At 62.1% G+C, this 12,632-nt stretch carries 9 protein-coding genes; 4 read left to right on the plus strand and 5 right to left on the minus strand.

All coding sequences use genetic code 11. The features are described from left to right. Positions 1–113 precede the first annotated feature (113 nt). From ngg to mnmC, 3 genes are all read right to left on the minus strand, one after another. Positions 114–1,847 (minus strand): N-acetylglutaminylglutamine synthetase, encoded by a 1,734-nt coding sequence (gene ngg / locus BM132_RS20955; protein WP_092458451.1) that lies wholly within the window; start codon positions 1,845–1,847, stop codon positions 114–116. A gap of 3 nt (positions 1,848–1,850) precedes the next feature. Beyond that, positions 1,851–3,623: an N-acetylglutaminylglutamine amidotransferase gene (locus tag BM132_RS20960; RefSeq protein WP_092458453.1), complete on the minus strand. Its 1,773-nt coding sequence runs from the start codon at positions 3,621–3,623 to the stop codon at positions 1,851–1,853. A gap of 292 nt (positions 3,624–3,915) precedes the next feature. Further along, complete coding sequence (mnmC, locus tag BM132_RS20965; protein WP_092458456.1) at positions 3,916–5,901, minus strand: bifunctional tRNA (5-methylaminomethyl-2-thiouridine)(34)-methyltransferase MnmC2/FAD-dependent 5-carboxymethylaminomethyl-2-thiouridine(34) oxidoreductase MnmC1; 1,986 nt, start codon at positions 5,899–5,901, stop codon at positions 3,916–3,918. A 142-nt stretch (positions 5,902–6,043) separates the two neighbouring features. Between mnmC and pap the strand changes: the two genes are divergently transcribed. Further along, the gene (pap, locus tag BM132_RS20970; RefSeq protein WP_092458458.1) at positions 6,044–7,564 is read left to right on the plus strand and encodes a polyphosphate:AMP phosphotransferase; all 1,521 of its coding nucleotides are present in this window, start codon (positions 6,044–6,046) and stop codon (positions 7,562–7,564) included. Between the two features lie 106 nt (positions 7,565–7,670). Continuing rightward, positions 7,671–8,855, plus strand: a complete 1,185-nt coding sequence (locus tag BM132_RS20975; protein ID WP_092458461.1) for a thiolase family protein — start codon at positions 7,671–7,673, stop codon at positions 8,853–8,855. Positions 8,856–9,031: 176 nt separating this feature from the next. Here the strand turns inward: BM132_RS20975 and BM132_RS20980 are convergent, their stop codons facing one another. Further along, a complete protein-coding gene (locus tag BM132_RS20980; RefSeq protein ID WP_092458464.1) occupies positions 9,032–9,229 on the minus strand; it encodes a DUF6316 family protein in 198 nt (65 codons plus the stop codon). Positions 9,230–9,417: 188 nt separating this feature from the next. On the opposite strand from BM132_RS20980, the gene BM132_RS20985 reads away from it, so the two are divergent. Continuing rightward, complete coding sequence (locus tag BM132_RS20985; RefSeq protein WP_092397615.1) at positions 9,418–10,380, plus strand: DMT family transporter; 963 nt, start codon at positions 9,418–9,420, stop codon at positions 10,378–10,380. 141 nt (positions 10,381–10,521) lie between these two features. Here the strand turns inward: BM132_RS20985 and BM132_RS20990 are convergent, their stop codons facing one another. After that, positions 10,522–11,916 (minus strand): class II fumarate hydratase, encoded by a 1,395-nt coding sequence (locus BM132_RS20990; RefSeq protein WP_076385794.1) that lies wholly within the window; start codon positions 11,914–11,916, stop codon positions 10,522–10,524. A gap of 190 nt (positions 11,917–12,106) precedes the next feature. Here BM132_RS20990 and BM132_RS20995 point away from each other — a divergent pair, with 190 nt between their 5' ends. Further along, a complete protein-coding gene (locus tag BM132_RS20995; RefSeq protein WP_092397617.1) occupies positions 12,107–12,625 on the plus strand; it encodes a DUF2059 domain-containing protein in 519 nt (172 codons plus the stop codon). The last annotated feature ends 7 nt before the right edge of the window (positions 12,626–12,632 follow it).

The raw sequence follows: 12,632 nt of genomic DNA on the forward strand, positions 1-12,632 counted from the left end.
CCGCGAAGCGGTCGCCGTTCAGATCTCCGGCCTGTCCCACAAACCCGCTTATAGATGGAGGGGGCTGCTTCGCAGCCCAGCGGGAGCAAGCTCCCTCGCCACAGAGAAAAGACCTAGGCCACCGCCTGACTATGAGGAAACAATAAATCCACAAAGCGCTCGGCAGTGGGTTGTGGTTCGTGATTGGCCAAGCCGGCGCGTTCGTTGGCTTCGATGAACACGTATTCGGGTTGATCGGCCGCCGGCACCAGCAAGTCGAGGCCGACCATGGGGATGTCCAGCGCCCGCGCGGCGCGCACCGCCGCGTCGGCGAGGACCGGATGCAGGATCCCAGTGACATCTTCCAGCACGCCGCCCGTATGAAGGTTCGCCGTACGCCGTACGAACAGGTGTTTGCCAGCAGGCAGCACACTGTCGTAGTCATAGCCGGCCGCGCTCAATGTGCGTTGGGTCTCGGCGTCCATGGGAATCTTGCTTTCACCCCCCGTGGCCGCTTGTCGGCGGCGGCTTTGGGCTTCGATCAGCGCGCCGATGGTGTGCCGACCGTCGCCGATCACCTCCGCCGGCCGCCGGATCGCTGCGGCCACCACTTCAAAGCCAATCACCAGGATGCGCAGGTCCAGGCCTTCGTGGAAGCTTTCCAGCAGCACTCGAGTGTCGAACTGGCGAGCTGTTTCAATCGCGCTCTGCACCTCTTCAATCGTGCGCAGATCCACCGCCACCCCTTGGCCCTGTTCACCGTCCAGAGGCTTGACCACCACCCGTTCGTGCTCATCGAGAAATGCCAGGTTGTCATCGGCGTTGCCTGCCAATTGCTGGGCCGGCAAGTTCAGGCCTGCGTTCTTCAGCACTTTGTGGGTCAGGCTTTTGTTCTGGCACAGGGTCATGCTGATAGCGCTGGTCAGGTCGCTGAGGGATTCACGGCAGCGGATCCGACGGCTGCCATGGACCAGGGTAAACAATCCACCTTCGGCGTCGTCCACCTGGACTTCGATGCCCCGGCGGTGAGCCTCTTCGACAATGATGCGCGCATAAGGATTGAACTGCGCCTCGGGGCCTGGCCCCAGGAACAACGGCTGATTGATGCAGTTCTTGCGTTTGATGGCGAACGTCGAAAGGTTCCGGAACCCGAGTTTGGCGTAGAGACTTTTCGCCAGGCGATTGTCGTGCAGCACCGAAAGATCCAGGTAACTCAGGCCCCGGCTCATGAAGTGCTCGATGAGGTGACGCACCAGGACCTCACCGACACCGGGCCGCGAACACTGCGGATCCACGGCCAGGCACCAGAGGCTGCTGCCGTTTTCCGGGTCGTTGAAGGCTTTCTGGTGATTCAGGCCCATGACGCTGCCGATCACCGCGCCGGTATCATCATCTTCGGCCAGCCAGTAGACCGGCCCGCCTTCATGGCGCGGTGTGAGCCGTTGCGGATCGATGGGCAACATGCCCCGGGCCTGATACAGCAGGTTGATCGCTTGCCAGTCGGCCTCGCTTTGCGCTCGGCGAATCCGGAAACCGCGAAATACCCGGGTGGCCTGGCGATAGTCGCTGAACCACAGGCGCAAGGTGTCGGATGGATCGAGAAACAGCTGCGCCGGTTCCAGCCCCAATATTTGTTGGGGCGCGGCGACGTACAAGGCAATGTCGCGCTCACCCGATTGCTCATTGAGCAGCTCTTGGGCCAGGCTCGCCGGGTCCGGGAAGGTGTGGCCGATCAGCAATCGGCCCCAGCCGCAGTGCACCGCGATCGGGTCGGCGCCCAGTTCGCTGCCGTCTTCGGCCAAACGTGCCTGCAGGCGTTCATAGGACGGTGCCTGGCCGCGCAGCAGGCGTTGGTTGTGGGGTTTCATCGATCAGATTCCTTGCTCGCTGAGCCACAGGTTCAGCGCCGCCAGTTGCCACAGCCTTGAGCCGCGCAACGGGGTGAGCTGGCCGTTGGGGTCGGTCAGCAGTCGATCCAGCATCGCCGGGTTGAACAGGCCGCGATCCTGGCTCGGATCCAGCAGCAGTTCGCGGACCCAGACCAAGGTGTTGCCTTCCAGATGCTTGAGACCGGGTACAGGGAAATAGCCTTTTTTGCGGTCGATGACTTCGCCGGGGATCACCCGTCGAGCGGCTTCTTTGAGGACCTGTTTGCCGCCGTCAGGCAGCTTGAATTTCGCCGGAACCCGCGCCGAGAGTTCCACCAGTCGGTAATCCAGGAAGGGCGTGCGCGCTTCCAGGCCCCAGGCCATGGTCATGTTGTCGACACGCTTGACCGGGTCGTCCACCAGCATCACCGTGCTGTCCAGGCGCAGGGCCTTGTCCACCGCCGCGTCGGCGCCCGGCTGGGCGAAGTGGTCCTTGACGAAGTCACCGGCCGCGTCGTTGGCCGTCAGCCATTTGGGCTGCACGGTAGCGGCATATTCTTCGTAGCTGCGATCAAAGAACGCGGCGCGATAGGCCGCGTATGGATCGCTGGCGCCGTCCACCTGCGGATACCAGTGGTAACCGGCGAACAGTTCATCGGCGCCCTGGCCGCTTTGCACCACTTTGCAATGCTTGGACACTTCCCGTGACAACAGGTAGAAGGCGATGCAGTCGTGACTGACCATCGGCTCGCTCATGGCCCGAAAGGCCGCCGGCAGTTGCTCGATGATTTCTTTTTCGTCGATGCGTAGCTGATGGTGATGAGTGCCGTAGTGCTTGGCGATCAGGTCTGAATACTGGAACTCGTCACCGCGCTCGCCGCCGGCATCCTGGAAGCCGATGGAGAAGGTGGACAGGTTTTCCACACCGACTTCCCGCAGCAGGCCCACCAGCATGCTGGAGTCCACGCCGCCGGAAAGCAGCACGCCCACATCCACGGCGGCACGCTGACGAATGGCGACCGCTTCGCGGGTGCTGTCGAGCACGCGGTCGATCCAGTCCTGCAGGTTCAGGTTTTGCTCATCGGCCCGGGGACCATAGGGCAGGGTCCACCAGGTTTTCTGCTCGGTGGAGCCGTCGGCTTCGACCCGCATCCAAGTGGCGGGCGGCAGCTTTTCAACGCCGGCCAGCAGGGTACGGGGCGCCGGGACCACGGCATGGAAGTTCAGGTAGTGGTTCAGCGCCACCGGGTCGAGCATCGGGCTGATGTCGCCGCCCTTGAGCAGCGCCGGTAACGCCGAGGCAAAGCGCAGGCGCTGGCCGGTGCGCGACAGGTACAGCGGCTTGACACCGAGACGGTCGCGGGCGATGAACAGCCGCTTGGCGTCGCGTTCCCAGATGGCGAAGGCGAACATGCCGTTGAGCTTGGGCAACAGCGCTTCGCCCCAGGCGTGGTAGCCCTTGAGCAGCACTTCGGTGTCGCCACCGGAATAGAAGGCGTAACCCAGGCCTTCCAGCTCGGCGCGCAATTCAGGGTAGTTGTAGATCGCGCCGTTGAAGGCCAGGGACAGGCCCAGTTGATTGTCGATCATCGGCTGGGCCGAGCCGTCGGACAGGTCCATGATTTTCAGGCGCCGATGGCCCAGGGCAATGGGGCCCTGACTGTGGAAACCCCACGCGTCGGGGCCGCGAGGGGCCAGGTGATGGGTGATTCGCTCTACGGCCGCAAGGTCCGCAGGTTGTTGATCGAAACGTAACTCTCCAGCTAATCCGCACATAAGTCCTTACCGGTTTTTCCGTTGGGGAGGTGAAACCGCACGCGCCGAAATGGCAGGTACTCTGAAACTGACCGATGGGATTGCCGTGAGTTTTAGATCAATGCGTTATAAGCCGATGGATGGGGTCGTTTGGTCTGCCGTATAAATTTAAGAGCACCAAAAGCCCTGTAGGAGCGACCCTGCTCGCGATAGGGGAGTATCAGTCAACTCAAATGCTGCTGATCCAGCGCTATCGCGAGCAGGTTCGCTCCCACAGGAGGAAGGTGTTGGGCAAGCAATTATCCGGTGCTCGTCAGACCGGTTTGCCCCGAACCAGCGACCGCAACGCAAACCGGTTCGGATGGCAGGCCTCGGCCACGCTGCGGGGCAGGGGCAGGGGTTCGTTGTCCAGCCAGGCGGCAATCAACTCGCCCGACAAGGGCGCGGTGATCAGGCCCCGAGACCCGTGGCCGCTGTTGACGTACAAGCCCTCGAGCCAGGGGCATGGGCAGTCCGGCACCTGGCGGGCGTCCTTGCTCAGCGCCGAGTACGCCTGGGTGAAGGCGCGACTTTCGGCCAAGGGACCGACAATCGGCAAATAGTCCGGGCTGGTGCAACGGAACGCTGCGCGGCCCTGGAGGTGTTCCGGGTCCAGAGTGCTGGCGTCCAAGCGTTCCACCAGATCAGCAGAGATTTGCTCCAGCATCTGCAGGTTGCCGGCGTGCTCGGCGGCGGTGGGGGTCAGGTCGTCGTTCTTGAAATCGAAACTGGCCCCCAGGGTGTGCTCGCCCAACCGTGCCGGCGCCACGTAGCCTTCAGCGCAAACCACCGTGCGCAGTGCCTGGCTGCGGGTGGTTTGCGCCAGGCGGGTGATTTGTCCGCGAATGCGCTTGAGGGGCAAGTCGACGGCTGCGTCGAAGCGTTTGATCTCGGCGGCGCTGGCGAGGATCACGACCGGTGCACTGGCCAGGCAACGTTCACCATCCCAGGCCTGCCATTGGCCGTCGATGCGGCGCAGCTCGAGGACTTCATGGTGGGCTTGCACCTCAATCTTGAGGCCGGATGCCTGCCAGCGGCACAGCGCGGGCGGATGGACCCAACCGCCTTGCGGGTAAAACAGACCGCCACAGGCCAGGCCGATACCGGACTGCGCCTCGGCCTGGGGCTGATCCAGGACGTGCAGCAAATCCTCGGCAAAGGCCTCGGCCAATTGCGCCTGGCGCTCGGCTTCCTTGTCGCTGAAGGCCAGTTGCAAGACACCGCAGGCGTCCCAGTCGACCCCTCGCTGCAGATGTTCGAGCAAGCGTCGGGTGTAACCGAAACCGCTGAGGATCATCTGCGACAACGCCGTGCCATGGGCCGAAAGCTTGAGATACAACACGCCCTGCGGGTTGCCGGAGGCTTCTTCGGCCAACCCGGCATGCCGTTCCAGCAGCGTCACCTGCCAGCCACGGGCCGCCAGGCTGGCTGCGCTGGCGCAACCAGCGAGGCCGCCGCCGATCACCAAGGCTCGACGCTCACCGCTGTGCGCCGCGGGGCGGGCGTACCAAGGTTTAACCAGGGGCGGGGCGGGCGTCAGCTGCGGCCAGCCGAGAAACACTCCGCGAAGGATTTCCCATTTATGGCCGATGCCCGGCGTGCGCTTCATCTTGAAGCCGGCCGCGTTCAACAACCGTCGCACCCAGCCGGTGCTGGTGAAGGTGCTGAGGGTCGCGCCGGGCGCAGCCAAGCGCGCCAGTTCGGCAAACAGCTCGGCGGTCCACATCTCGGGATTTTTCGCCGGCGCGAAACCGTCCAGGAACCAGGCATCGACTTGCGCATCCAGCTGCGGCAATTGCTCCAGGGCATCGCCGATCAACAAGGTCAGCGTCACCCGACCGTCCGCCAGCGTCAGGCGCTGGAAGCCCTGATGGATTGCGACGTATTGCACAAGCAGTTGATCAGCCTGAAGCTTGAGCTGTGGCCACAAGTCCAGTGCCCGGCGCAAGTCCTCAGGGCTCAAGGGGTACTTCTCGACACTGACAAAATGCAGCCGCGCCCCGGCCGGCGCGCACTGTTCGAACAACTGCCAGGCACAGAGAAAATTCAGCCCGGTGCCGAACCCGGTTTCACCGATCACCAGCCGCCCGTCGTCCGGCAGCGCAGTAAAACGCTCGGCCAGGTTGTTCTGTTCAAGGAACACATAGCGGGTTTCGTCCAGGCCCGACTGGTCGGAAAAATACACATCGTCGAACACCCGCGAGCGCGGGCGACCTTGATCGTCCCAGTCGAGTTGGGCGTGGTGCTGTACGGGCGTCATGGCAGGCTCGGTCAAAACGGGGAGGCCATTCTAGCCGATCGATCGCTGAGCGCTCCCTTGTGTATGCATCTGCCTGCGCTGCCGAGTGCACGGCCGGCGTCCAATCCGCTAGTCTTGCCCCATTCCCTGGAAGGAGCTGCCCATGTTCGAATCCGCCGAAATCGGTCACGCCGTTGATAAAGACACCTATGACGCCGAAGTACCGGCACTGCGTGAAGCGTTGCTCGAAGTCCAGTACGAGCTCCATCAGCAGCGTCGTTTTCCGGTCATTGTGCTGATCAACGGCATCGAAGGCGCGGGCAAGGGCGAAACGGTGAAATTGCTCAACGAGTGGATGGACCCGCGGCTGATCGAAGTGCGCACTTTTGATCAGCAGACCGACGAGGAGCTGGCGCGACCACCGGCCTGGCGTTATTGGCGGATGCTGCCGGCCAAGGGACGCATGGGGATTTTCTTTGGCAACTGGTACAGCCAGATGCTGCAGGGTCGCGTGCATGACCAGATCAAGGACCCACGACTCGACCAGGCCATCAATGGCGCTGAACGGTTGGAGAAAATGCTCTGCGATGAAGGCGCGCTGATCTTCAAGTTCTGGTTCCACCTGTCCAAGAAACAGATGAAAGCCCGGCTCAAAGGGCTCAAGGACGACCCGCTGCACAGCTGGCGCATCAGCCCACTGGACTGGCAGCAGTCCCAGACCTACGACAAGTTCGTCAAATACGGTGAACGAGTACTGCGCCGTACCAGCCGTGATTACGCGCCCTGGCATGTGATCGAAGGCATGGACGCCTGTTACCGCAGCCTTACGGTCGGGCGGATCTTGCTCGACGGGATGCGCCAGGCGCTGGACCGGTCGAAGGTCAATGCGGATAAAGTCAGCGTGGCGCCGTTGCCAGCGCTGGACCCGCAAATCACGTTGTTGGACAGCCTGGACATGACCTTGCGCCTGGACAAGGCCGACTATGAAGAGCAACTGATCACCGAACAGGCGCGTTTTTCCGGCCTGTTGCGCGATAAACGCATGCGCCGCCATGCCCTGGTGGCAGTGTTTGAAGGTAACGATGCAGCGGGCAAGGGCGGCGCGATCCGACGGGTCGCGGCAGCGCTCGACCCGCGCCAGTACAGCATCGTGCCGATTGCCGCGCCCACCGAAGAAGAGCGCGCCCATCCTTACATGTGGCGGTTCTGGCGGCATATCCCGGCGCGGGGCAAGTTCACCGTGTTCGATCGCTCCTGGTACGGGCGGGTGCTGGTGGAGCGGGTCGAAGGTTTTTGCAGCAAGGCCGACTGGCTGCGGGCCTACGGCGAAATCAATGATTTCGAGGAGCAGATTGCCGATGCCTCGGTGGTGGTGGTCAAGTTCTGGCTGGCCATCGACAAGGAGACTCAACTGGAGCGCTTTCAAGAGCGTGAAGCGATCCCTTTCAAACGCTTCAAGATCACCGAGGACGACTGGCGCAACCGTGACAAATGGGATGCCTACCGGGCGGCGGTGTGCGACATGGTCGACCGTACCAGCACCGAGATTTCTCCCTGGACCCTGGTGGAGGCCAATGACAAGCGCTGGGCCCGGGTCAAGGTGTTGCGCACGCTTAATGAGGCGCTGGAGGAGGCCTTCGAGCGCTCAGCAAAACAGGCGCGCAAAGCCAGGAAGGGCAAGTAGTGGGCGATGGGAACGCATACGCGAGGTGAATGATCGTCGCGGTCGGTTATGCAGTGGATTTATGCTCAATTGACTCCTAACCGACAATAACAATTGAGGTACAGCCATGCGTGAAGTGGTGATCGTCGACAGCGTGCGGACCGGCCTGGCCAAATCCTTTCGCGGCAAGTTCAACATGACCCGCCCGGACGACATGGCGGCCCATTGTGTCGATGCGTTGTTGGCGCGCAACGGGATCGATCCGGCCAGCGTCGAGGACTGCATCGTCGGCGCCGGTTCGAACGAGGGCGCCCAGGGCTATAACATCGGCCGTAACGTGGCGGTGCTTTCGCAATTGGGCATCGGCACCGCCGGCATGACCCTTAACCGCTTCTGTTCTTCGGGCCTGCAAGCGATTGCCATCGCCGCCAACCAGATCGCCTCCGGTTGCAGCGAGATCATTGTTGCCGGTGGCGTGGAATCCATCAGCCTGACGATGAAAAGCGTCAATACCGATCACCTGATCAATCCGCTGCTCAAGGAGCAGGTGCCGGGGATTTACTTCCCCATGGGCCAGACCGCCGAGATCGTCGCCCGCCGTTATCAAGTCAGCCGTGAAGAACAGGATCGCTACGCCTTGCAGAGTCAGCAACGTACCGCACAGGCTCAGGCGGCCGGGCTGTTTGACGACGAGATCGTGCCGATGGCGGTCAAGTACAAGGTCGAGGACAAGCACACCGGTGCGGTGCAGATGCTCGACGGCGTGGTTGATCGCGACGATTGCAACCGCCCCGACACCACCTATGAAAGCCTGGCTGGCCTCAAGCCGGTGTTTGCTGAAGACGGCTCGGTGACGGCGGGTAACTCGTCACAGTTGTCCGATGGGGCCTCGATGACCCTGGTGATGAGCCTGGAAAAAGCCCTGGCCCTGGGCCTCAAACCCAAGGCGTTTTTCCGTGGTTTTACCGTGGCCGGTTGCGAGCCGGACGAAATGGGCATCGGTCCGGTGTTTTCTGTGCCCAAACTGCTCAAGGCCAAGGGCTTGCAGATCGCCGATATCGACCTGTGGGAACTCAATGAAGCCTTCGCCTCCCAATGCCTCTACAGCCGTAATCGGCTGGAAATCGATAACGAGAAGTACAACGTCAACGGGGGTTCGATTTCCATCGGCCACCCGTTCGGCATGACCGGCTCGCGCCAGGTCGGGCATCTGGTGCGCGAGCTGCAACGGCGCAGCCTGCGCTATGGCATCGTGACCATGTGCGTGGGCGGTGGGATGGGGGCGACGGGGTTGTTTGAGGCGGTGAGATAAGCGGGCGCTGACAGTTAGCGAGATGATTACTTGTGGCGAGGGGATTTATCCCCGCTGGGTTGCGCAGCAACCCTAAAATCTACAACCGAGGTGTATCAGGCTGACAGAGTGATCTGCATTGGGGCTGCTTTGCAGCCCAGCGGGGATAAATCCCCTCGCCACAAGAGGGGGCTGCGCTAGCTGGCGACCTGAGTCAATTGCAACATCCGCTGGATATACGCCTCCACTTCCCGCAACGCATCCTCGCGGCTGGCGAACGGGCCTTCCTGTGTGCCTTCTCGGGTATTGAAATAAAACTCGCTGTTTACCCGGCAGATCCGGTCGCTGCGAAAAATCGTCGTAGGGGCGGGATCCTGGGCGCGTTTGCCGAACATGGCGGTCTCCATAGGCAGCGGGGTCAATGTCATTTGAGCTTATGTGCAGTCCTTGATTTGCGCCTGGTCAGGCGATCGACGGCAACGACCCGTACAGTCCCATGGACGTCCACGGCCTAACTGTCCCTGTGTCCTGGAGCGATCCGCGCCTAGAATGGGAGCTCTTTGTCTTGAGCTGCGAGGGTTGCATGCACATATCGTCCGGTCGCTGGGTCTACGGCCTGTTCCTCGCCCTGCTGACCGCCCTGCTGTGGGGCATCCTGCCGATCAAGCTCAAGCAAGTGCTGCAGGTGATGGATCCGGTCACCGTGACCTGGTTTCGCTTGCTGGTGTCCGGTGGCTTGCTGTTCATCTACCTGACGGCCACTCGCCGTTTGCCCAGTCGCAAGGTGTTGGGCCCCCGGGGTGGCTGGCTGGTGGCAATGGCGGTGTTGGGGCTGGTTGGCAACTACGTGCTGTACCTGATGGGCCTCAATCGCCTGAGCCCCGGCACCGCGCAACTGGTGGTGCAGATGGGGCCGATCATGTTGCTGGTCGCCAGTCTGTTTGTGTTCAAGGAGCGTTTCAGCGTGGGGCAGGGCATCGGCCTGCTGGTGTTGTTGATCGGTTTCACGCTGTTTTTCAACCAGCGCCTCGGCGAGCTGCTGACTTCCCTGAGCGACTACACCGCCGGGGTCTTGATGGTGTTGCTGGCGTCGACGGTCTGGACTTTTTATGCCCTGGGCCAGAAGCAACTGTTGACGGTGTGGAATTCGTTGCAGGTGATGATGGTGATCTACCTGTTCTGCGCGCTGTTGCTCACGCCCTGGGTGCATCCGCTGGAGGCGCTGCAACTGAGCCCGCTGCAAGGCTGGCTACTGCTTGCGTGCTGCCTCAATACCCTGATTGCCTACGGCGCCTTTGCCGAGGCCCTGGCTCACTGGGAAGCGTCGCGGGTCAGCGCAACCCTGGCGATCACGCCGTTGGTGACCTTCGCCGCAGTGGCGTTGGCAGCCTGGTGGTGGCCCGATTATGTGCATGCCGAGCAGATCAATCTGTTGGGGTATGGCGGGGCGGTGCTGGTGGTGTTGGGCTCGGCGCTAGTGGCGCTGGGACCGTCGCTGATGGCTGGGCTCAGAGCTCGGCGTGAGCGACTGGCTGTCGGGCGATAGATCGCGACCCGACCGGCCTCATCGCGAGCAGGCTCGCTCCCACATTTCCGATCTGTGTTGGATGCAAATACTGCGGCCAACACAGATCCCCCTGTGGGAGCGAGCCTGCTCGCGATGGCGGACTATCCCCCAATACACATCTCAGCCCTGACTACCGGCCTCCAGCATATTTTCCGGCCGCACCCAGGCATCGAACTCTTCATCGGTCAGATACCCCAGTTGCAAGGCCGCTTCGCGCAGGGTAAGCCCTTCGCCGTAGGCTTTCTTGGCGATTTCGGCGGATTTGTCATAGCCGATGTGTGTGTTCAAGGCGGTGACCAGCATCAAGCCACGTTCCAGATGCGCCGCCATCTGCTCGGCATCCGGTTCGAGCCCGGCGATGCAGTGCTGTTGGAAATTGCTGCAGCCATCGGCCAGCAGACGGATCGACTGCAACAGGTTGTGAATGATCACCGGCTTGAACACGTTCAATTGCAAATGACCCTGGCTGGCGGCGAAACCGATGGTCACGTCGTTGCCCATGACCTGGCAGGCCAGCATCGACAAGGCCTCGCACTGGGTCGGGTTGACCTTGCCGGGCATGATGGAACTGCCCGGTTCATTGGCTGGCAACTTCACTTCGGCGAACCCGGCCCGTGGCCCGGAACCCAGCAGGCGCAGGTCATTGGCAATCTTCATCAGGGTCACGGCCAGGGTTTTCAGTGCGCCGGACAACGTGGTCAGGGGCTCATGGCCGGCCAACGCCGCGAACTTGTTTGGCGCGGTGACGAAGGGCAGGCCGGACAGCGCCGCCAGTTCAGCGGCGATCGCCTCGCCGAAGCCGTGGGGCGAATTGAGTCCGGTGCCCACTGCCGTACCGCCTTGGGCAAGTTCGCAAACCGCCGGCAGCGCCGCACGGATCGCCCGTTCGGCGTAATCGAGTTGAGCGATGAAGGCTGACAACTCCTGGCCGAAGGTGATCGGCGTGGCATCCATCATGTGGGTGCGGCCGGTCTTGACCAGTTTCATGTGGCGCGCCGCCAATTCCGCCAGTGCACCGGACAACTCGGCGATCGCCGGCAGCAATTGCTGATGGACCGCCTGGATGGCGGCGATGTGCATGGCGGTGGGGAAGCAATCGTTGGAGCTCTGGGAGCGATTGACGTGGTCGTTCGGGTGCACCGGGCTCTTGCCGCCGCGGGGATTGCCCGCCAGCTCGTTGGCGCGCCCGGCGATCACTTCGTTGACGTTCATGTTGCTCTGGGTTCCGCTGCCGGTCTGCCAGACCACCAGCGGGAATTGGTCGTCATGCTGGCCGGCCAGGACTTCGTCGGCGGCCTGTTCAATCAGGCGCGCGATGTCGGCGGGCAAGTCGCCATTGCGGTCATTGACCCGCGCCGCGGCTTTCTTGATCAGTGCCAAGGCGTGCAGCACCGACAGCGGCATGCGTTCGTTGCCAATGGCAAAGTTGATCAGCGAGCGCTGCGTCTGGGCGCCCCAGTAGGCTTCATCCGGGACTTCAACCTGGCCAAGGCTGTCGGTTTCGATACGGCTCATCGGGTCAAACTCCTGTAGGTCTGAATGCGCAGTTTAGGCCCTGAAGGGCGACACGGGTTCCCTCAATCATTTTTCGATCGTTTCGGCCCGTCAATCGGACGCGTAGAGCAATGGGGTTGAGGCTCGGCGTTTATTAGGCGCAGAATGATCGCCCTTGGGGTTTTACCTCGCCTGTAGAAAAGGAAACTCGATGACCCGTCTTCGTGCCATCTGTACCGCAGTTGCTCTGGTGTGTGCCAGCAGTCCTGTTTTTGCCGATACCGCCAGCCACAACGCCAGTGCCGAAGAGTTCCTGACCCTGGCGCACGCCGACAAACTGGGTACCCCGGTGTACATGCAAGTGCAGCAAATGTTCGCCCAGCGCTTTGAACAGACCAAGGCGCCCGAGTCGAAAAAAGCCACCCTCGAAACCTACCAGGCCAAGGCCAACGCCGCACTGGACCAGGCCATCGGCTGGAAGAAGCTCAAGCCCGACATGGTCAAGCTCTATACCTCCAACTTCAGCGAGTCGGAACTCAAGGAACTGGTGTCCTTCTACCGCTCGCCGCTGGGCAAGAAAGTCCTGGAAAAAATGCCCCAGCTGACCCAGCAATCGGCCCAGTTGACCCAGGCCAAGCTGGAAAGCGCAGTGCCGGTGGTCAACAAGCTGCTGGCGGACATGACCGCCGAGCTTGAGCCAAAAGCCGCCCCTGCCAAGAAAAAGCCGTAAGCGGAGC

This window comes from Pseudomonas sp. NFACC45 (assembly GCF_900113505.1).
In the GTDB taxonomy this organism is placed as follows: domain Bacteria; phylum Pseudomonadota; class Gammaproteobacteria; order Pseudomonadales; family Pseudomonadaceae; genus Aquipseudomonas; species Aquipseudomonas tehranensis.